General features: G+C 60.0%; 15 protein-coding genes, 1 tRNA gene and 1 pseudogene. 12 read left to right on the top strand and 5 right to left on the bottom strand.

Going from position 1 to position 21,687, the window contains the following annotated elements:
• Nucleotides 1-36 precede the first annotated feature (36 nt).
• Nucleotides 37-465, bottom strand: a complete 429-nt coding sequence (locus E5554_RS18920) for an organic hydroperoxide resistance protein (protein ID WP_004211445.1) — start codon at nucleotides 463-465, stop codon at nucleotides 37-39.
• Between the two features lie 128 nt (nucleotides 466-593).
• On the opposite strand from E5554_RS18920, the gene E5554_RS18915 reads away from it, so the two are divergent.
• Nucleotides 594-1,058: a MarR family transcriptional regulator gene (locus E5554_RS18915; RefSeq protein WP_136187736.1), complete on the top strand. Its 465-nt coding sequence runs from the start codon at nucleotides 594-596 to the stop codon at nucleotides 1,056-1,058.
• On the opposite strand, the gene E5554_RS18910 is transcribed toward E5554_RS18915, so the two are convergent.
• Nucleotides 1,009-2,676: a cyclic nucleotide-binding domain-containing thioredoxin-disulfide reductase gene (locus E5554_RS18910; RefSeq protein ID WP_136187735.1), complete on the bottom strand. Its 1,668-nt coding sequence runs from the start codon at nucleotides 2,674-2,676 to the stop codon at nucleotides 1,009-1,011. The two genes, E5554_RS18915 and E5554_RS18910, sit on opposite strands and share 50 nt — an antisense overlap.
• A 205-nt stretch (nucleotides 2,677-2,881) precedes the next feature.
• Between E5554_RS18910 and E5554_RS18905 the strand changes: the two genes are divergently transcribed.
• From E5554_RS18905 to E5554_RS18895, 3 genes are read left to right on the top strand one after another with little or no spacing between them, the layout of a single operon-like run.
• A complete protein-coding gene (locus tag E5554_RS18905; protein WP_136187734.1) occupies nucleotides 2,882-6,295 on the top strand; it encodes a response regulator in 3,414 nt (1,137 codons plus the stop codon).
• The gene (locus E5554_RS18900; protein WP_099231441.1) at nucleotides 6,280-7,155 is read left to right on the top strand and encodes a CheR family methyltransferase; all 876 of its coding nucleotides are present in this window, start codon (nucleotides 6,280-6,282) and stop codon (nucleotides 7,153-7,155) included. The genes E5554_RS18905 and E5554_RS18900 overlap by 16 nt, the downstream gene beginning before the upstream one ends.
• A complete protein-coding gene (locus tag E5554_RS18895; RefSeq protein WP_136187733.1) occupies nucleotides 7,145-8,956 on the top strand; it encodes a response regulator in 1,812 nt (603 codons plus the stop codon). Before E5554_RS18900 ends, E5554_RS18895 begins: the two co-directional genes overlap by 11 nt.
• 178 nt (nucleotides 8,957-9,134) lie before the next feature.
• On the opposite strand, the gene E5554_RS18890 is transcribed toward E5554_RS18895, so the two are convergent.
• A tRNA-Pro gene (locus E5554_RS18890) sits at nucleotides 9,135-9,211 on the bottom strand.
• Nucleotides 9,212-9,315: 104 nt separating this feature from the next.
• Nucleotides 9,316-9,591, bottom strand: a complete 276-nt coding sequence (locus E5554_RS18885; protein ID WP_136187732.1) for a JAB domain-containing protein — start codon at nucleotides 9,589-9,591, stop codon at nucleotides 9,316-9,318.
• Nucleotides 9,592-9,795: 204 nt separating this feature from the next.
• Here E5554_RS18885 and thyA point away from each other — a divergent pair.
• The 8 genes and pseudogenes from thyA to E5554_RS23410 form a co-directional block, all read left to right on the top strand.
• Nucleotides 9,796-10,464: pseudogene (gene thyA, locus E5554_RS18880) on the top strand (thymidylate synthase); the annotation flags it as partial.
• Between the two features lie 628 nt (nucleotides 10,465-11,092).
• The gene (locus tag E5554_RS18875; RefSeq protein WP_136187731.1) at nucleotides 11,093-12,034 is read left to right on the top strand and encodes a thymidylate synthase; all 942 of its coding nucleotides are present in this window, start codon (nucleotides 11,093-11,095) and stop codon (nucleotides 12,032-12,034) included.
• A gap of 94 nt (nucleotides 12,035-12,128) precedes the next feature.
• Complete coding sequence (locus E5554_RS18870; RefSeq protein WP_136187730.1) at nucleotides 12,129-14,789, top strand: hypothetical protein; 2,661 nt, start codon at nucleotides 12,129-12,131, stop codon at nucleotides 14,787-14,789.
• Nucleotides 14,790-14,799: 10 nt separating this feature from the next.
• Nucleotides 14,800-16,983 carry a site-specific integrase gene (locus E5554_RS18865; RefSeq protein ID WP_136187729.1) on the top strand — a complete coding sequence of 728 codons (2,184 nt, stop codon included), beginning with the start codon at nucleotides 14,800-14,802 and terminating at the stop codon, nucleotides 16,981-16,983.
• Nucleotides 16,980-17,558, top strand: a complete 579-nt coding sequence (locus E5554_RS18860) for a hypothetical protein (protein ID WP_136187728.1) — start codon at nucleotides 16,980-16,982, stop codon at nucleotides 17,556-17,558. Before E5554_RS18865 ends, E5554_RS18860 begins: the two co-directional genes overlap by 4 nt.
• Entirely contained in the window at nucleotides 17,558-18,019 is a 462-nt protein-coding gene (locus tag E5554_RS18855) for a hypothetical protein (protein WP_136187727.1), read from the top strand. Before E5554_RS18860 ends, E5554_RS18855 begins: the two co-directional genes overlap by 1 nt.
• Complete coding sequence (locus tag E5554_RS18850) at nucleotides 18,013-18,954, top strand: helix-hairpin-helix domain-containing protein (RefSeq protein WP_136187726.1); 942 nt, start codon at nucleotides 18,013-18,015, stop codon at nucleotides 18,952-18,954. Before E5554_RS18855 ends, E5554_RS18850 begins: the two co-directional genes overlap by 7 nt.
• A gap of 682 nt (nucleotides 18,955-19,636) precedes the next feature.
• Nucleotides 19,637-20,473: a hypothetical protein gene (locus E5554_RS23410; RefSeq protein ID WP_247594303.1), complete on the top strand. Its 837-nt coding sequence runs from the start codon at nucleotides 19,637-19,639 to the stop codon at nucleotides 20,471-20,473.
• A 214-nt stretch (nucleotides 20,474-20,687) separates the two neighbouring features.
• Here E5554_RS23410 and E5554_RS18840 read toward each other — a convergent pair whose 3' ends face one another.
• Nucleotides 20,688-21,590, bottom strand: a complete 903-nt coding sequence (locus E5554_RS18840) for a hypothetical protein (RefSeq protein WP_136187724.1) — start codon at nucleotides 21,588-21,590, stop codon at nucleotides 20,688-20,690.
• Between the last annotated feature and the right edge of the window lie 97 nt (nucleotides 21,591-21,687).

Raw genomic sequence — 21,687 nt, 5'->3', positions numbered from 1 at the left:
GGGCCGCCCTTTTTCTTTGTGGCAGGTCGCCGCGCGTCAGGCGACGCTGAGGCGCACGTCGATATTGCCGCGGGTGGCGTGCGAATAGGGGCAGATCGTGTCCGCTTCGGCGACCAGCGCCTCGGCCGCAGCCTTGTCGACGCCCGGCAGGCTGATTTCCAGCGCGACGTCCAGGCCAAAGCCCTTGTCGCTGCGCGGGCCGATGCCGACCGTGGCGGTGACGCTGGCGTCGGCGGGTACGCGGGGCAGATCCTTGTCCTGGCTCGCGGCGAACTTCATCGCGCCCAGGAAGCAGGCGGCATAACCCGACGCGAACAGTTGTTCGGGATTATTGCCCTGGCCATTGCCGCCCAGTTCCTTGGGCGTGCCCAGCGTCACCGCGAAGCTGCCATCGGTGGTTGCGGCCTTGCCGTCGCGGCCGCCGGTTGCGGTGGCGCTGGTGGAATAGAGGATCTTGCTGCTCATCGATCGGTCCTTTCATTTAATCATCTGCGATTAAATCGCGTGCGATCTATATGTACCTGCCGATGTGAGTCGTCAACCCTTGCGATCATATCGCGTGCGATTTATATTTCCGGGCAAGGAGTATCGCCATGACCACCCCCGCCATGACTGCCCAAGATACCGCGCGCGGCGCGCTCGATGATTTTCTCTGCTTCGGCGTCTATTCGACCGGGCTTGCCTTCAATCGCCTCTACAAGCCGCTGCTGGATCGCTACGGTCTCACCTATCCCCAATATCTGGTGATGGTGGCACTGGCCCGACGCGACGACCAGACGGTCGGCGAACTGGGCAACCAGCTCTTCCTCGAATCCAACACGCTGACCCCGCTGATCAAGCGGCTGGAGGCGGCGGGCCTCGTCACCCGTCAGCGCGACACCGCCGACGAGCGGGTGGTGCGGGTGCGCCTGACGCAGCATGGCCAGTCGGTGGCGCAGGACGTCTCAACCTGCGTCCCCGCCGAACTGATGGAGGCCGTCGGCATCTCGATCGAGGAAATCGCCGCACTCAACCAGTCGCTGGTGACGCTGCGGGAGAAGCTGCAGCGGGCGGCCTGACCGCCCCGTCATTCACATGACTCCAGATGCGCGAGATCACGACCGATCCTTCGCCCACGGCCGAAGCGACGCGCTTCACCGATCCGGCGCGCACGTCGCCGACCGCGAAGATGCCGGCGCGGGAGGTTTCATAGGGGGAGGGGGCCTCGACCGCATCGCCGGTCAGCACGAACCCCTTGTCGTCCAGCGCCACCAGTCCCGACAGCCAGCCGGTATTGGGCGCCGCGCCGACCATGATGAACAGGGCGCAGCAGGCGATCTCGCGCGCGCTGCCGTCGGCGTGACGGATGGTCACCGCATCGAGCTGCGCATCGCCATGCAGACTGTCAATTTCGGTGTCATAATGGATGGTGATCGCCGGGTCTGCCTCCAGCCGGCTGGACAGATAGCTGGACATCGACAAGGCGAGCGAAGGCCCGCGCACCAGCAGATGGACATGGCGCGCGCTGCGGCTGAGGAACATCGCCGCCTGGCCGGCGCTGTTGCCGCCGCCGACCACCACCGCTTCGGCCTGGCGGCAATAGCGGGCCTCATTCTCGGTCGCGGCATAATAGACGCCGGCGCCCTCCAGATCGGCGAGCCGGTTAACCGGCAGGCGCCGATATTCCACGCCGGTCGCGACCAGCACCGCGCGGGCGCAGATGCGCTGGTCATTGTCGAAGACGCCGCAATAATGGCCGTCGCCGGTTTCCTCCAGTGCGGTCACCCGGCGCGGCATCAGGAAGCGGGTGCCGAATTTCATGGCCTGCACCTCGCCGCGCCACACCAGGTCCGCGCCGGAAATGCCGGTGGGAAAGCCCATATAATTTTCGATCCGGCTCGACGTGCCGGCCTGGCCGCCGATCGCGATATCCTCCACCACCAGCGCGTTCAGCCCTTCGGCCCCGGCATAGACGGCCGCCGCCACGCCGGCTGGTCCGCCGCCCACGATCAGCAGGTCGACCGTCTCATTCTCGGTAAAGCCGCGGTCGAGGCCGAACAACCGGGCGACCTTCTCGGGGGTGGGATCGGCAACGACATTGTCGCGACCGAAGATCACGGCGGGCTGGTCCGCCCGCGCCCCGCAACTGGCGGCAACCCGCCGGGCATCGTCGCTGCCCAGCGCATGGGATGTGTAGGGCAGGCGGTTGCGGCTGGCGAACTCGGCGATGCAGCGCACCGCCCGATCCTCATCCTCGCCGATCAGCACCAGGGTGCTGTCGCCCATGTCGAGCTGCCGCCGGCGTCGCGCCGCCAGCACGGTGATGATGATGTCCGACATTTCCGGGATCGCCGCCATCAGGCGCAGCATCGCCGGGCGCGGCACTTCCAGTACGCGGGTATCGCGCGCTGCCCGCATCGGGATAGACCAGCTGCCGCCGCCCAGGAAGGAAATCTCGCCCATGAACTGGGTCGGGCCGATGGTGGAGGGGACATGCCGTTCCTCGCCAAACGGATTGACCACCTCGATCTCGCCATCCTCGACATAGATGAAGCGGTCGACCGGGTCGCCGGGCCGAACGATATAGGCGCCGGCGGGATAGACGGCCTCGCTGCCCTCGGCCCGCAGCGCCGCGACATGCTCGGCCGTCAGCGGCACACGCTGCATCTCCCGCAGATCGCGCCCGATCGTTTCCATCGCCGGCCTCCCGCCACTCCGTGTCGCGCGATGATGGCGATGGTGCAGCGTGTGCGCAATGGTCGCGGGCGCTCGGGATGCGATCAGGCACATCAAAAGGTTGATCTCGATCAGCCCTGGCGCTCCGGCGCAAGGTGGCGCTTGCTTTCGCACGGAAATGCCCCTTAGTCGGCACCTCCGTCACGGCAACGACAACAGGATGATAATGGGCAAGGCGAAATTTGGCTCCGTCAGTGGGCGCACGGATGCATGGGCGGCGCTGGGCCTGTTCCTCGGAATCGCCTTCTTCCTGGTAAGCGGCGCCGTCGCCTATCTCAATATCCAGGGCCTGGGCGAGAGCGACCGGGCGATCCGCCATACCCATAATGTGCTGATCGCGCTCGATGAACTGCTCTCGACTGCGCAGGATGCCGAGACCGGCCAGCGCGGCTATCTGCTGACGAGCGACCGTGGCTATCTGGAACCCTATGAGAATGCGGTGCAGACCATGCCCGGCCGGCTCGATGCGCTGGCCAGGCTGACCCGCGACAACCCGACCCAGCAGAATAATCTCGCCCGCCTGCGGCGTCATGTCGATGCCAAGCTTGCCGAACTCAGGGAAACGATCGAGGCGCGGCGCAACCAGAGCATCATCCAGGCGCTGACGATCGTTACCACCGGCCGCGGCAAGCAGGAAATGGACGCCGTCCGGGCCCAGCTCGACACGATGGCGCGTGAGGAATTGCGACTGCGGGAAATCCGCCTCGCCGACATGGCATCGGCCTCGCAGACCGCGATCATGTCGGGCCTTGTTACCGGCCTTCTGGGCGTGGTGCTGACCATCGCCGTCTATCTGCTGGTACGCCGCAACAGCAAGGCGCGCGCGCGCCAGGCCTGGTTGCAGGCGGGGCATCTGGGGCTGGCCGACGCCATGCGTGGCGACCAGAGCGTCGAGCAGCTGGGGGAGGCGATCCTCGCCTTCCTCGCGCGCTATCTCGGCTTCCAGGGCGGTGCCCTGTTCAAGGGCGAGGAAGGCCAGTTCAACCGCGTCGCGACGCTCGGCGTGCCGGCCGACGCCGACATGCCGCAGCGCTTCGTCGCCAAGGAAGGCCTGCTCGGCCAGGTCGCGGCCGAAGGGCGGGCGCAACTGCTGCATGACGTGCCCGATCATTATCTGACGATCGGCTCGGCCTTTGGCCGCGATCGTCCCCGCCATCTGCTGATCGTGCCGACCGTGACCGACGGCGTCGTCAATGCGGTGGTCGAACTGGGCGCCTTCGATCCGGTCGATGACCGCGTGCTCGAACTGCTGGAGGAAGCGAGTGCCGGCATGGGCATCGCACTGCGCTCGGCCCGTTTCCGCGCCCGGTTGCAGGACGCGCTGGAGGAAACCCAGCGTCAGGCCGAGGAATTGCAGGCCCAGGGCGAGGAACTGCGCGCCAATAATGACGAGCTGGAAACCCAGAGCCGCCAGCTTCAGGACTCCGCCTCCCGCCTGGAGGCGCAGCAGAGCGAGCTGGAACAGACCAATGTCCAGCTGGAGGAGCAGGCCCGCCACATGCAGGCGCAGCGCGACGATCTCGCCCGTGCCCAGCTGTCGCTCCAGCAACAGGCCGCCGAGCTGGATCAGGCCAGCCGCTACAAGTCCGAATTCCTCGCCAATATGAGCCATGAGCTGCGCACGCCGCTCAACTCGCTGCTCATCATGGCACGCCTGCTGGCGGAAAACCGGGCCGGCAATCTCAGTGCCGATCAGGTGCGCCATGCCGAAACGATCGAGACGTCGGGCAATGATCTGCTGACCCTGATCAACGACATTCTCGACATTTCCAAGATCGAGGCGGGCAAGCTGGAATTGCAGCCGCGTTCGGTGCGGATCGCGCCGATGCTGGACAAGCTGCAGGCGATCTTCGCGCCCTCGGCCCAGGCCAAGGGCCTGTCCTTCCGCCTCGCCGCCGGCGCCGATCCGGTCGAGATCGAAACCGATCCGCAGCGCGTCGAGCAGGTGCTGAAGAATTTCCTGTCCAATGCGATCAAGTTCACCGATCGGGGCGAGGTCGCGCTGACCGTCGGCCGGCATGCGGATGGCCGGGTCGCCTTCACCGTGCAGGACAGCGGCGTCGGTATTGCGGAAGCACAGCAGAAGCTGATCTTCGAACCTTTCCGCCAGGCCGATGGCACGATCAGCCGCAAATATGGCGGCACCGGCCTTGGCCTATCCATCTCGCGCGAACTGGCGCGGCTGCTGGGCGGCGAACTGCGCGTCGAAAGCCAGCCGGGCGAGGGCAGTGCCTTCTCGCTGCTGCTGCCCGATCGCTTCGATCCCGCGCTCAGCCATCTGCCTTCGATCAGCTTGGCCGAAGCGCCGCGCCCCCAGCCGGTGGCGCCGGCGCGCCAGCGTGTCGCCAGCCTGGTCGATACTCAGGATGATCGCGAAACCCTGTCCGGGGATTCGCGCCTGATCCTGATCGTGGAGGATGATCCGGTCTTTGCCCGCATCCTGTGCGACATCGCGCATGAACAGGGCTTCCAGTGCCTGATCGCCGGCACCGCCGACGAAGGCGCGCTGATGGCCCGGCAATATCTGCCCCATGCCGTGATCCTGGACATGAACCTGCCCGACCATACCGGCCTGTCGGTGCTCGACCGGATCAAGCGCGACATGCGCACCCGCCACATCCCGGTCCATGTCGTGTCGGTCGATGATGACAGCCAGGCGGCGCTGGCCAGCGGCGCGATCGGCTATCTGTTCAAGCCGGTGAAGCGTGACGCGCTGATCGACATGCTCGAAGGGCTGGAGGCGCGCATGGCCCAGCGCATGCGCCGGGTTCTGGTGGTCGAGGACGACGCCCAGCAGGCCGAGAGCATCAAGCTGCTGCTCGCCTCGCGCGAGGTGGAGACGCTGGAGGCCCATTCGGCCGCCCAATGTTTCGAGATGCTGGGCCGCGAGACCTTCGACTGCATGGTGCTCGATCTCAACCTGCCCGATGCGTCCGGTTTCGATCTGCTCGAACGGTTGAGCGCAGACGACAGCGTCGGCTTCCCGCCAGTCATCGTCTATACCGGCCGCGACCTTGGCGCGGAGGAGGAACTGCGCCTGCGCCGCTATTCCAAGTCGATCATCGTCAAGGGCGCCAAGTCGCCCGAACGGCTGCTCGATGAAGTGACGCTGTTCCTGCATCAGGTGGTGTCGGAACTGCCCGAACCCCAGCAGCAGCTGATCGCTCGTTCGCTCAGCCGCGACGAGGCGCTGGAAGGCAAAAATATTCTGGTTGTCGAGGACGATATACGGAACGTTTATGCCCTCACGAGCATTTTCGAACCCCATGGGGTTCATGTCCGTATCGCACGCAATGGCCGCGAGGCGCTTGTCGCGCTCGAAGAGGCTGCGCGCGCCGAGGCGCCCAAGGTCGATCTTGTGCTGATGGACGTGATGATGCCCGAAATGGATGGGCTGACCGCGATGCGCGAAATCCGCAAGCAGGGCTGGGGCGTGGGCCTGCCGATCATCGCGCTCACGGCCAAGGCGATGGCGCAGGACCAGCAGGAATGCCTGGCCGCCGGTGCCAACGATTATCTCGCCAAGCCGCTCGACGTCGACAAGCTGCTCAGCCTGGTGCGTGTATGGATGCCGCGCTGATGGAAGAACATTTCGGGCCGCGGGACGAGCTGGAGCTCGACCTGCTGCTCGAAGCGATCTTCCGCCACTATCATTACGACTTTCGCGGCTATTCGCGCGGATCGCTGCATCGCCGGCTGGCCCGTGCCCAGCATCAGCATGGCTGCGACAGCCTGTCCCAGCTTCAGCATCTGCTGCTGCGCGATCCCGCCGTATTCGCCGACCTGATGGGCTTCCTCACCATCCAGGTGAGCGAGATGTTCCGCGATCCCGCCTATTTCCGGGCATTGCGCGAGCAGGTCGTGCCGCATCTCAAGACCTATCCCTCGCTCAAGATATGGATCGCCGGATGCGCCAATGGCGAGGAATTCTACTCGCTCGCGATCCTGTTCCGCGAGGAAGGGCTGGAGGATCGCACGATCTTCTACTGCACCGACATCAGCCCGGCCGCGCTCGAAAAGGCGGAGGCGGGCATCTACGCGATCGATCGTCTGCCGCAATTCAGCGAAAATCATCGGCTCGCGGGCGGGAAGGCCTCGCTGTCCGATTATTATACTGCCGCCTATGGCGCTGCCGTCTTCGACAAGACGCTGCGTCGCCGTGCGGTCTTTGCACAACATAATCTGGCGAGCGACCAGGTCTTCGGGGAGGTACAGCTGGTGTCCAGCCGTAATGTGCTCATCTATTTCGATCGCGAATTGCAGGACCGCGCGCTCGGCCTGTTCGGGGAATCGCTGGTCCGCGGCGGCTTCCTGGGGCTGGGCTCGAAGGAAACGCTGCGCTTCTCGCGCTATTCCGATGGCTTCGCCGATTTCGACGAGGGCGAGAAAATCTATCGCCGCAACCTTCAGGATCTGAAGGCGCTCGACCATGCAGCCTGAACCCACCAAGATCCTGGCGGTCGACGATGTCGAGGAAAATCTGACCGCGCTCGAAGCGCTGCTGGCGGACGAGGGCGTGACCCTGATCAAGGCGCGGTCGGGCATGCAGGCGCTCGAACTGCTGCTGGTGGAGGATGTCGCGCTGGCGCTGCTCGACGTGCAGATGCCGGGCATGGACGGGTTCGAGCTGGCCGAACTGATGCGCGGCACGGAACGGACCCGGCGTGTGCCGATCATCTTCCTGACCGCCGTGGCGACCGACGAGCGACGCCAGTTTCGCGGCTATGAAAGCGGTGCGATCGACTATCTGTTCAAGCCGGTCGACCCCCATATCCTGCGGCACAAGGTCGCCTTGTTCGTCGAACTGTTCCAGCAGCGGCAGGAACTGGCGCGAGAACGTGACAGCCATGCCGCGGCCCTGGCCCGCATCCAGGCCCATGGCGACAACAGCCCGTTGGCGATCGTGGAAATCGACGCCCAGCGCCATGTCGTTGCCTGGTCCAAGGGAGCGGAGCGGCTGTTCGGCTGGCGTGCGGCAGAGGTGGCGGGCTTTGGCGCGTCCGAACTCAAATGGCTGGACGACAGCCAGCGTGGCGACTTTGCCGGCCTGATGGACGAGATGATCGCCGGCACCGTGCCGCGCACCAACCGCCTGCTGCGCTTCCACACGGCCGAGGGGCTGACCCTCGATTGCGAATGCTATTGCTCGGCGCTGCGCGATGCCGCCGGCCGGCTTTTCTCGATCAGTCTGCAGATCCTCGACGTGACCGAACGCAAGCGGGCGGAGGCGACGCAGAAGCTGCTGATCGGCGAGCTTAATCACCGGGTGAAGAACACGCTGGCGTCGGTCCAGGCGATCGCCACCCAGACCTTGCGCCATTCGTCCGGCCCGTCCGATTTCGCCCCGACCTTCATCGGTCGCATCCATGCGCTGGCCAGCGCCCATTCGCTGCTGAGCGGCGAAACCTGGCAGGCCGCGCGGCTGGGCGATCTGATCGAGGGGCAGGTGACGATCGGCGCGATCGACGGAGAACGATTCCATTGGAACGGGCCGGAGGTCGACCTGCGGCCCGAACCGGCGCTGCACCTGGCGCTGGTGCTGCACGAACTGGTGACCAACGCCCATAAATATGGTGCGCTGTCGGCCCCGGCCGGCCGTGTCGAGCTGGAATGGCGCTTGACCAATGACCAGTTGGTTCTGGATTGGCGCGAACGCGGCGGCCCACCGGTTGCGCCGCCCAGCCGTCGCGGCTTCGGCACTGCGCTGATCGAGCGCAGCCTGCGTTCCGACGGCGGCAGTGCCCAGCCCCATTACGGCGCCGAGGGCATGGGATGGACGCTGACGCTGCCCTATGCCTCCAGCCCGCGCCTGCGTAAGAAGGCGCGTCCGGCGCCCCGCGAACAGGGCGCGAGCGGCAGTGGCAGTGACGGCAAGGCGCATCTGGGCGGCCGCCGCCTGCTGCTGATTGAGGATGAGCCGCTGGTGGCCTTCGAACTGGCCGCGACGCTGGAGGATGCCGGCGGCCATATCGTCGGGCAGGCTGCGACTGTGGCCGATGCGCTGGCCCTGATCGATCAGGCGGAATGCGACCTGGTGCTGCTTGACGGCAATCTCCAGGGTGAGGGCGTGGAGCAGGTTGCGCGCGTCCTGGCGGACCGGGCCATACCCTTCCTGTTCGTCAGCGGCTATGGGCGCGATCATCTGCCCGAAGCGTTTGATGCGGTGCCGGTGATCGAAAAGCCCTTCAAGGTCGCCGACCTGATCGACGCTATTGCCAAATTGGCGGTGCCGGCAACCTAGGGGGGATGCTCTGTTGAGGTGGGGCAGGGGGCATCTCGAACCATGTTCGGGATGTCCTCGGTCTGCCCGCGCTCCGACGGGCCATGACGAAGAGGCGAAACGCAAAAACCCCGGACTTCCGATGGAAGTCCGGGGTTTTTCTGCTTATCGTCCCGAACCGAAGTCCGAGCGAATAAGTTGGTCGGGGAAAGAGGATTCGAACCTCCGGCCCCTGCCTCCCGAAGACAGTGCTCTACCAGGCTGAGCTATTCCCCGACCGATGCCGAAGCCGCTTTTGGGGCGGCCCCGTAAGGCAGGAGTGCGCCTATAGAGAGGGGTTTGAGGGCTGGCAAGTCACCTGATGCGCTTTTTTGAAAATTCTACAAAAGACCCGCATCGCGGAAGCTGAAACAGCCGGTTGGCGTGTCGATCCGATGGTCGGCCAGGTGGATGTCGAGCGCTCGCAGCCGGCGGTGCAGGCTGCGGGTCAGGGCGATATCGACCGGCTGCGGCGCCGCACTGTGCCGCCGCTGGTGCAGGATGACCCGTCGCGCATCGCTGGCCAGCAGGTGCGCGACCAGGCAGGGCCAGTTGCCATCGGGGTGCAGCCGGTCGCGCGGCTGGCCGTCCTCGTCGAGAATCACCAATGTCAGCATCGCACCCCCTGGGCACGCAGCCTGTCAGCAATGCGCCGGGAGCGGAGACGCGGAATGATCCGTAGTGGCGGAACGGAGCGGGCCGGGCGGGCAGTCGTATCCGTTATGGCGCGACCTTTGGTCGGGACAGCGGGGCAGGGGGGATGCTACATGGACGGGACGCCCAGATTCACTCCCATCCCAGGATCACCGACCTTGCACGCCATGTCGCCGCAGCCGCCCCATTATGAAGAGCAATATCTCGACCTGATGCGCCATATCTGGCGCCATGGTGACGAGCGGATTGATCGCACCGGCGTTGGCACCCGCTCGATCCTGGGCGCGACCCTGCGATTCTCGCTGGCCGACGACGCGGTGCCGCTGCTGACCACCAAGCGGGTCTACTGGAAGGTCGCGGCACGTGAGATGCTGTGGTTCCTGACCGGCGACACCAATATCCGCGAGTTGGTGAAGCAGAATGTCCATATCTGGACCGACTGGCCGCTCGACAGCTACCGCAAGACGACCGGCGAGGATATCGGCCGCGACGCGTTCGAGGCGCGAATCATCGAGGACGAGGCCTTTGCCCGGCAATGGGGCGATCTCGGCCCGGTCTATGGCGCCCAATGGGTGAACTGGCCGCGCTACGAGCCGGCCGGCGACGGCCTGTTCCGCCGGGCGGCGCAGGGCCACAACCAGATCGCAGCACTGGTCGAGGCGATTCGCACCAACCCCGGTTCGCGCCGCCTGCTCTTCACCGGCTGGAATGTCGCGGAGGTGGCACAGATGGCCTTGCCGCCCTGCCATATGACCTATCAGTTCCAGGTGTCGGACGGCCGCCTCAACGGCCTGCTCTTCCAGCGCAGCTGCGACCTGGGATTGGGCTTTAGTTACTTTTCCGGTGTAGTGCATTGAAGCGGTGAGTGAGTGAGTGGCCGATGTGGCCGGATTTACTGGTTCTGGTTTCAGTTGACGCCAATGGCCGCATAGGGAAGCGCTTCACCCGGTGAGTGAATGCCGGGAGGCGAGCGAAGTCTCGGACGATGCAGCCTGGACGTCGAATAATCGGACGTATCCATTCAAAACGTGCCCAAAGCCCTCTGCTCGCGTGACGTCCAATTGAGCGCGACAATCACCATACTGCGTTGATTCGGCGATGCCGACAAAAGTGGGAGCGATGCATGCGCTCTGCACGAGAGCAATAAGCTCATTCGGTACGCCAAACACTAGCAGATGCTGGCTGATGCGGCCTTCTGAGCAAAATGGCTATCCATGATTGAAAATATTCAATCAATATAGTATCATGTACCGAGTAAATGATGTGATGTTTAAATAATAATTGGAATAAATTCGATGTTATTGGACGTTATATTAGGAAATGTTCGGAGATAACGTCCGATTGTATGAGGTTTGTATTGTGGAGGTTCGGGTTATTGTTGTCAGCCTCCCTTGGTTAACCGCAGGCAATCGGACGTTGGGTTGGAATTGATCATTGGTATCGTGTTTGCGTGAGGGCAGCCTTATGTATGCGGATTATGGTAGCGGAGGTGTTGAGGTGGTAGGTCAGAGCGGACATCCGGAGGGCCAATATCTGGACCTGATGCGGCACATTCTGGACAACGGGGATGAGCGTATCGACCGGACTGGAGTGGGAACCCGCTCCGTCTTTGGGGCGATGGCTAGATTTGACCTGTCTGATGGAACCGCGCCGATCATCACAACAAAGCGGGTTTACTGGAAAACCTCGACGAAAGAGATGCTCTGGTTCCTGAAGGGGGGCACGAATATCCAGGATCTGCTCCGTGATAACGTGCGGATCTGGAGTGATTGGCCGCTTGCCACTTACCGCCGTGAAACTGGCGAGAACATCGATCAGGACGCGTTTGAGCGCCGTATCGTCGAGGACGATGATTTTGCTGCACGCTGGGGCGAGTTGGGTCCCGTCTACGGGAAGCAGTGGAGACGTTGGGCTGGTCCTGATGGGCAAGAGCATGACCAGATCGCTACGTTGGTAGAAACGCTCAAAACGAACCCGTCGAGCCGTCGGATGTTATTCCACGCATGGAATGTGGCCGAACTCGGCGAAATGGCACTACCCCCGTGCCATATGGTCTATCAGTATCACGTCACCTCTGACGGGCGCTTGAACTGCCTGATGTTTCAGCGCTCGGTCGACGCCTTGTTAGGTTTGCCATTCAACTGGGTGGGCGCAACTGCGCTCCAGCTCATGCTTGCCCAACAGGCAGATCTTCGGCCGGGCGAGTTCGTCTGGATGGCTGGTGATGCGCATCTATATCTCAATCATCTCGATCAGGCGCGAGAGCAACTCACCCGTGAGCCTCGGCCCTTCCCGAAGATGCGACTCTCCCGGCGACCGGACAGCATTGACGGATATACGATCGATGATTTCGAGGTTGAGGGCTACGATCCGCATCCGGCAATAAAGGCCGACGTAGCCGTTTAAGCCTCTCCTACCGCGAGCCCCGTCGCCAGCGGGGTTGATCCTTCCGGAGCATTTATCCGCATGTTGCCCACGCAGCTTCAGGGCGGGAAGCCTTATGTCCTCTGACGATGCCAAGCTTGTCGAGATCTTGGAGCGCGATGCTGCCAACGGCGGCGTCGTCCTCGGGCGTGGTGGAAAGATCAGTGTCAGGCATTACGCGACCCAACTCAACTGCAGTGCATTCATCTTCAAGAAGCAAGGGTATGAAAAGATCCTCGACCGCTATCAAGTCGAAGTAGGAGCAAGTACCAATCTTGAAACGAAAATGCCAGCCATGCGCAATTGGCTCGAAGACAAGATGCAGGAGGGCGCTCTCGGTATCCGTGACGGCAAGATTGATCGCGTAGAGTTCTGTCGTGTATTCGGCATCAAAGGCGGGACGTTCCTCGTCCGTTCTCCAAAAATCCGCGACATGTTCGATGAGTTTGACGCCCGCGTGGCAGAAAATTCCTATCAACCGAAGCGCCTGCAAGAGGAACTGGCTCGGCTCAAAGTGGCCTTAGCTGAAAGCTGTCCTTTGGATAAAGACGGGCTCACGATCAGCAAAAAGCACCTTGCGACCGCAGTTAAGATCACTGAGGCCTATCTATTCCGCGATCCTTTCCATCCTTTCATTGTGCAGAAGGAGGAGGAAATTCGGGCAGACGCACTTCGAAGCAGGATATGGCCGCTTGTAGAAGGTCGTCGTTATGATTTTCGTGGCTTGGTCGAATCCTGGGGTCGGGAGTTTTCTGAGAGAGTTGCCATAGGTTTTACCGAGATAGCGCCGAGTATGGCGTCGTCCACTCGAAAGACCCCGTATCTGACCCTGGTCGAGTTGCTGACCTTCATAGGTACGAGCGCTTCATCTAATTGCCGAGATGTTATTTCGGCCGCCGTCCGCGGCAGTGTCATTCCGCAACGACAGTGGGAGAATGCTGTATGGGAATGGCGGAACGCTATGGAGGCTTCGGTTGGGCCGGACCGTCAGGTCACGACCGTATCACGATACATAGATACCGTCCGGCAAACCCTTGCAAAATTCGCCAGTAAGCGGATTTTCCCGGACCTGCGCAGTCATCTCTCGGGCATAAAAAACGCCGGTCGGAAAGGCGGTAAGCGTGCTAGTGTTGCCGAGGCTGTCGCATTCGATGGCGATGATTCTGAGTCAGTTCAGCGAAAAAGTTACATCGACTTCGCGGCCGCGCAACTATCGAGCGCGGCAAAGAAGTTCAACTTCGATATCCAGGCGGAAGAATCAGCAGCATTTCTTGCTGTTCTAGACGCGGAAGTAGAACGTGATTCAGACCTCTCGCCTGATCCTGCACAAGCAATTCTGGCAATTATCGATCGCCGACTGAATTCCATCGAGAAGATCGCGACAGGCATTTACCATCGATGGAGGGCGCATCACGATGATGGCGAACGCTTAGCCTTAATGGCGAACATCGATCCTGAACAGTTTTTTGAGACATACTTTACTCTCAATACGCACGCAAAAGGGCGGGCCCTTCAGCCGCACTTTCCGGTCGCAGGAGAGGCTGTCACACTCGAAAAACTGGAGATAGGCATTGCGAATTTGATCAAAATTGCGATTGTTAACTACAACGGATTGATGCCTGATAAGGGATTTGTTGGACAACCCAAAGAATTTGGGCAGTTCTTTGAAAAGAGATACAACAGCATTCGGCCCAAGGTCGAGATGGATGCATACTTAAGTCCACACCCGGATGCCATCGGTGCAGTTATTACTATGTATCTTTGCGCAAGCGGCGCAAATATCTCGGTCGGGAGGACGCTCCATCGAGATTGCGTTGAGCCGAGCGATCTCGCGGGTCATAAGCGGATCACTGGCTTTAAGGCTCGTGCTCAGGGCAGGCCGATTATCGCCGACCTTCCGTCAAAATGTGACGCTGTGAAGGCTGTCGAATGGGTGGCTTCGTCTGGTGAATTTGCCAGATCTGCTACCAATGCAAACATAACTGAGAAGGAGGACAAAGACCCCCTCTTCGCTGCACGCATTTCAGGAACTTACAAGCTCCCAGAGCCACATTGGTACACAAATTGGTTCAAAGCTAACATCGGATCTGCAGAAGAGTTGAATGGACTTGGTCTCGTACCAAGTATGATCCGCCCCTCGATCCTCTTGCGGGCAGCGTTGGAGAATGACGGGCGCCTGCAGATGGGGCAAGCCATCGGGCAGCATAGCTCACAGGTTACCGCAGGGTACCAGGTCAAGTGGCCTACGCGATTGCTATACGATTTTCGTATCAAGCAGTTTAGCGACGCCTTCGAGGCGCTCGTTACCCGTAACATCAAGGCGGCAGCCGAGAAGTTAGGTATAGGTGCCGAAGAATTCGCCAAACGGGTCAGTCGGCTTGCCCAGACTGGCCTAGGCACGTTTTGCAGCGATCCATTTGGTCGTCCCGGCTCTGAGGGCGAAAAATGCAAGGCGCTCGACTGCTGGAATAACTGCCCGCACTTGATCATCCTCGCCGAGGTTGAAGCAATATCGCTCCTTCAATTGTGGCAGCATAGCCTCCGGCTGGCGCAGGGTGACTGGGAGCGTGACCAACCCGCTCGCTGGGACAGCGTCTATTTGCCATGGCTGTGCCTCACCGACGTCGTTGAGGAGAAGATGCGCACCGGTAGCGCACGTTTGGTCTGGAAGGAGGCTAAGGCCCTCACCGACCGCCGCATCGCTGATCCTAATTATCCCCTGCCGCAGCCGCTTTGAGGAGATAGCGATGGTAGCCAACCAGCTTACACTCTTCCCAGACGAACTGCCGGCACGTCTGAATGACACAGATCGGACGGCACCTTGGCTTCTGGAGCCTTACTCGGCACCTCATTGGCGAATGGCGAGCACCAACAAGCCAGAAGATATCTACGATATCGATTTTGAATTCATCATGGCGGATGGGGTGTGCCTCACAAAACACCCTCGGCTATATCATGCAGTTAAGGAGTATGCGTTTCTCGTTCGGGACGGACGTTACAGCAAAGTCGATAACGCTGATGTTCATGCCGCCCTTGTTCGCAATGTCATCAAGATTGCGCGATACCTCACTGATCTAGGGATCTACACCTTTGCTGAATTTACACCGTACCTAGTAGAGAAGTTCGTCGAGTTTGCCCGCTACGGCACTGAGGCGGTGCTCGCTGTCCCGGAGAAAATTCGAGCCTATATCATCCGATTGGCCAGCGAGCAGAGGGAGAGGCCGACAGATTTTGGCGGCTTTCCGGTTCAAGGCCAACGAGCAAGCGAAGGATCGCCAGTCCCGAAGCACCGCACAAGCTTTCTTGACTACGATGCGGTAGGTCAGGCGATCGGCTTGCCGGGCTGGATACTGCCGCATTGCCCTCAAGCGCGCTGGCATCTTGTTACGGCGGCGATCGATCATGGCGTGAAGGTCTCCACCTTGCCAGCCGACGAAATGCCCGAGATCGCTAATGTAACGGTCCAGAACCTGACCAGTTGGCTCGACCCGATCGAGGGGTTGTACGCGATGGCCGATGTGATCGGCGATGACGCGATTAAGCGGCGGCCGTTCCCGCAAGGCCTTGCCGAAGTTGCTCGGACTAAGGGTGTCGGGACCGTTCGCACCCCGACACCCCCGCCACGTCTTGCACTGCATCTTATGGAGAATGCTGCAATCTGGGTCGTCGAGCATTCTGACGCTCTGATAAAGGCCTATGAGCGCGTGGCGGTTCGATATCGTCACGCGCCGCCGCGAGAGGGGCTCGCGGTCTCAGATGTAGTTGACGACGAAGAGCTTCCGTTCGAAATCTCGATCCGCCAGCGTCAGAGGGGCTATAGCCTGTCCCTTGGTAAAGCCATTCGATACCTGATGACTGCTTGCTTTATCGTTATCGCGACTTTCACAGCTCGCCGTCTTGAAGAGATTCTTGACCTGAGGGTCGACAGTCTTCGCGGCAATGATCTGGATGGGTATTTTCTTGAGATTTACATCGAGAAGACATTGCAGCGGAAAGAGGCAATTCCGGTGCCGAATGTTGTTGCGGCCGCCTTCAAGGTTCTAATGAAGCTGAGTGCAAGGGCGAGGGAGGCCGCCGGGAATGATGTTATATTCCAGTACAGCAGCATAATTGGGCAGAACGAGAAACATTTTTCCTTCGCCGCTAAGAGCGCTCTCGATGATTTTGCCCGCTTTGTCGAAGTTCCGCTGCCTAAAGCGATTGGAGACGCTGTCGCTTTACCTTGGCACTGGTCACCACATCAGTTTCGACGATTCTTCGCGATATTGTACTACTATCGATGGGAAGGGGCCTCGATTAATGTGCTCGCCCACCATCTGCGCCATTTTAATCTGGAGATGACGCGCGTCTATGTCACGAAAGACCCTGACGTTGATGCGATCTGGACCGATACCGAATGGGGTTTCAATCAAGCCAAGGCTCGCGCAATCGTCTCGAACCATGGGTTCACGGGTGGAATGGGTAAGAAGCTCAGCAAATACGGCAAGCTCATCATGGATAAGATGCGGCAGATGGTGCTCGTCATTGACCCTAAGGAGGCGGGATTTCGATTGAAGTCGTTCATGCAAAGGAGTCATCTTGTCCTGACGCCAAAGCCTTGGGTCGATTGCACATGCCCACGTTCGCGCAAGGCTGCAGAGCGGGCACGTTGCCGGGCTGGAAAAGCACTGCCTGAGGGGACGGTTGGCCCGGATTTCGCGAGTGCAAATCCGACGGTATGCATTGAATGCCCTTGGGCGCTGATCTCCGCCAGCAAGTTGCCATATTATGATGGCCAAGCGGAGGAGTTACAGTTTGCTGTCGCAAGCGCAGAGCGTGCAGGAACCCTTTTCGGTGACCTAGAAGCAGCTAACCTCGTCATCCTGAATGAAGTCCGCGACGCTCGTGCGGGTAAGTCCAGCGAGGACTCTATTCTTGATTACGTTGAATGATCATGACCGATGTTTTGGATCTCATGGTTCACGAAGAGCCGCGCAAAACTACGATCATGCAGCGTATCGATCGCCGGATTGCGGTGCTTTCGGATTGGCTTGAAAATGGCGTACCCCCCGGCAAGTTCGCGAGCCTGCCTGCCAGCCTGACAGAAGCGAGAGAGTGGCAAGACGATGAGTTGGGAATTGAGCAGATCCCTTCACCTCGGACCTTCACGAAGGTGCACTCCGAGCGAGTGCGTGGGGAGAAAGTCGCGCTGATAGAGCAGCTATATTCTGACATCAGGAAGAAATGGGGCGAGCCTCGTCGAAGTAAATCGGGGCGAATACTCCCGCGGTCGCGGGGCAAGGAGGCGGTGTCGGCTACACCCTGGACTGAGCACAGTGCGTGCGAGGCGTGCTTGCAGCGGGCCGCCAACAACTATCATGTGATCAAGGCGCAATTGGACGACGCGCGCGCACTTAACGATTCCGATGTCGATCGCCTGGCGGATAAGGATAAGGAGATTGCCAGGCTAACGAAAGAATTGGCTGAAGAGCGAAGGTCTAACCAGCGCGGACCGAGGCCAGCCTGATGCGTTTCTCGGAGATGGCGAATGTCTGGGATAGTGTTGAAGGGCTCTCAGGGCGGGATAGGGGCAAGGTCTATCTCCATCGCGCTCGGGCGATCATTCACAAGATCGAGACCGACCCGGAAATTCGCGCTGTTGCCGTGATCCACGGAAGGATCGACCGTGTTTATCTGTGTCAGAGGATCGAATGCTGTGCGTCTGTCCTGCGGCAGAATGCTACGATCCGGCAGCTAATAGCCGATCTTGAAAATGACCTCGAGCCGCGGAGGAAAGCCGTACGAGCTTCGAGAGAAAGAAGCGGCTCGCCCAGCGAGCCGGCCGAACCCGAGCGCGCGATGGAGCTATCTCGTTGCTACGAAAAGATCGACGCGCAAGCCGCTGAGATTGCCGATTTGCGACGACAGAAGCAGGAAGCGCTTTGGCTAATCTGCGACCTTCCCGAGCATGGTTGTCTGCCATGGTAGAAGAAATCACCGTCCTCGACCTACAGGTCCATCGCATACGCCATCTGGCTGAGATGGGAAATGGCGCGATACTTGTGTGCAACCGCCTTGAGAACGTTGAAGCCGGGTCAGGACGTATCGCGTTACAAATGCCAGGCTTTCATATGCCGGCCATAGGGCAATTCCACGTCGGCCAGTTGATGAGGGTGTCCGGGAAGATTTGCGATTGGAAGAATCCTCGCGATGGCCGGACAGAAAAGCAGATTCGTGTTACGCACTGGTTCCCAATAATGCCGTCGAGAGGAAACTGGGCGCAGCTGGTAGCGAATTCACCGCACTTTCATGGGATCGGTCAGGCTTTCGCTAACCATGCCGCTGATAGGCTAGGCGACCGCTTGTTGGACGCTGTCGCAGAGGGTGACGTAGCCTTTCTGTTGGCTTGTTGCCCTGCATTCCCTCCTGAAATGGCGAGGAGCTTGGGCCGGCTCTGGGCGAGTTGGTGCCGAGATACTTTAGCCGAATGGCTCAGCCGCTTTCAATTGCCAACGAGTGCCTTGCCGCATCTCGATGCTGCATATTGCGGATGTGATGCAGCCCTTCGGCGGCTCAATGCTGACCCTTATCGCCTCTTGGCGTTCGGAACTTCATGGCGCAAGTCAGACAGCATTGCAGCCAAGCGTTTCCAAGTGGCGAAGGACGATCCAAGGAGGCTTCATGGGGCAGTCATCCATGTCCTCCAGAAGCGGTATATGGCTGGCGATACCGTTGTAGCTGAGCCGGACCTTCGCAAGTACGTCGCAAACCTGCTTCACTCTGATGATGCTGCCTCGTCGGCTCTATTGCTGACTTTCCGAAATGGTGGCTTTGTCCGCTTCGGTGATAGGCAGTTCCAGCTGCGGGGTGTTTGGGCGAAGGACACGCTCAACGCCCGATCTGCGCCTCCGCAGCCGCCATGATCGCCTACATCCCTTGGAATAGCCGTAGGTATCCAGCCCTGGCGCTATCGGCAGACGGTGTTCGAGCGCCATTTCGCGGTATCGGTCTCGGAGCGCGTTGATGTCGCGTCCTCTTATCCGTATCGAGCCGACCGGTACGCTCGTTCATACAGGGAGTGAATGCCTCATAGCTGGGGTGCCGTATCCCGCAATTCCTACCCTTATATGGCCCGATGGCATTGATGAGCCAGCATCTGACTGGTTCCGCTATCTGACAGTTTCCAGAGGTTTGGCCCCTAGTACGGTTCATCAATATGCGAAAACACTTCGCCCATTTCTTTGCTACTGCCGGAGGTTCAAACGCAGGTGGGATACGGTCAATGATGATTTTCTCATACAGTGGCGTGAGTATCTCCGGAGGGTTCAAGAGATCGATCTTAAGCGTGTAAGATACTCGTTAGAGAGAATTTTCGAATTCTACGTATGGGCAGAACAGAACAAGCGAATCTACTTTCACGTTGGGATTTATGCTCCAGCGGAGCTGCCTGCCGGTCAACGATCAAAGCGATTTCAGATCACGGCGATGGTCACTCGCCGGCGGCGGAGAGCAGGGGACGTTGCGACGCGCTGGAAATGCACCGTTCTTCCACGGACTGGCAATCGCCCTGCAAGGCACACGCCGACTGACGAGGAAATGGAGCGCTTGCACGACGTTTCGCTTGATGGGGATCCGGTCCTTGCGGAGCGGAATTCACTATTGGTGAGTATTCCAGAAGAAATGAATCTGCGTAGATTCGAGGTTTTGCAGCTCATGGAATGCCACGTTCCGAGCTTTGAAAAGCTTCTCGATATGATCGAGAATGACACCCCTCATTATATAACTGTTGTAAGGAAAGGCCGCCGAAATCACGCAGTTCTATGCAATTTAGACCTTTTGATGAGAATGAGGCGTTGGATCGATGGAGGCAGGCATTCAATCATAGGTAAAATAAAGGGCAGGAACCCCGAATTTATCGACAAAGGTCACGTGTTTATATCGTCTAGAACGGGGGAAGTTCTTCACAAAGATAGCGTAACAAGCATATTTGATGATTTTTTTGTAAGGGCTGGGATCAGTAACGCTAGTTATCATCGCATTCGTGCAGTAGCGGCTGTCAGGGCAGTCGGATACGAGCTCGATCAGATTTCCGCCGGAGTCGAGGTCACCGCTGATAACGAAATGGGGATGTCTGTTTTGACTAGCGCCGCGAACAAGATGGGCATCCAACCTGCATCCCTTAAGCCATACCTGACCGCCCTGGTGCTTCAGCGGGCGAGAGCGAACCCAGATAAGCGCCGTGCCGATGTTGAGGCTCGAACAAGGGCTGCAGACCATCAGTTTCGAGTAGCGAAGCGAAAATTACTTGGTGTGTCTGGTCTGCAGGATATTGTCCGCCAGATCGATGAGAACGGGCGCAATGATTTGCCACTTCTCCTGCGGCAGCTTGCTGACCGGATCGAGAGTGACCCAGATTGTTTTACGGTACCGAATGACAGTTGAGGGTTCATCGGCAGCGACGACATGTCGCTATTCATCCCGCATGCAGCGTCCGAATCCGACCCTTGCCGGACGCTCAGGCTTCAATTTTTGGTTCCTAGGTGCCGACGGTCCGCTTTCAGGCAGTGCAGGTGGCGACAGTTGTGGCGCAATGGTCGGGGGCTCACTACCATCGTCACGACATGACTATCATCGAACAGATAATCGAGAGACGCAGTCAGCAGGACCGCTGGGATCCGGAGTTGTGGGACTTCACCGAGCGCGTGCAGTGCGTGCCGAAGGAAAAATGGAACGATCGGAGCGTCGAGCCGCGCCCGCTCCAGCATGTCAGTGACGACGCCGGCATCACCAGCCAGCGGATCGCGGCGTCGAGTTTCGCTACGGTGTCAGCTCGCGTGGAAAAAGAGTCGCAGGCGACAGCGAAGATCGGTTCGAGATGGATGGGCGTAAACGGGGCGAGACCCGGCCGTGCCGCCCGACCTCTACGCACGACGCGCATACGCTCCGTCGTGCCGCTGAAGATGCGCTCGACCACGGGCATCAGATAGCTGCTCGATGCGAAGGACATGACGCGACAAACGTGGATGAATAAGCGTTCCGACTTTTCCAGCCAAGCATCGTCGGCGGTGTCAGAAGGATCGAACAGATGGAGGAACCCGCCTGGCTTCTGCGAATCCGCGCTTTCATCGATTCCGCCAGCCCAGATTTTTCCCAGCGGCGTCTGCCTAGAGATGCGATGGAAGGTGCTGAATTTCCGGATCAGCCATAGCTTGCTAGCCTGCTTGTGCGGCCCCGCCATCGGTCGCGTGATATCCGCAACGGCGCACTGCCCCTGGAAGTCGAGTTCTTGCCCATCGATTGATCCGTGGCTGAAGTGAAGGATGCTGAAGCTATCGGATCGGAAAGTGGCGCCGTTCTCGGCGACACCCTCGAGCAAAATCCGATCAAGCAGTTCCGTCGGCTCGGGCGGATGATAGAGCCCATAGGCCGTGTCGGAAAAAGGAAGTCGAGCGAGTTGGACAAATAGCACGCCTTCGCCGTCCACCTCAGCCGTGAAATCGATCGGGTGGCTATGGCCATGACCGGATAGTGATCCGGAGAAGCGGGTGAGTTCGAACATGTTGGCATGCTCGTTCGCGTCTTCCCGGATATCAAGACCAGCATGGTTTCGAGCGGAGAGAATTCTTCATCGCTTAGGGGGCGGTTGTCTGTATGGT

It is taken from the genome of Sphingobium sp. PAMC28499 (assembly GCF_004795815.1).
Classification (GTDB): domain Bacteria; phylum Pseudomonadota; class Alphaproteobacteria; order Sphingomonadales; family Sphingomonadaceae; genus Sphingobium; species Sphingobium yanoikuyae.
This window is presented reverse-complemented; position numbering and strand designations above follow the sequence as displayed.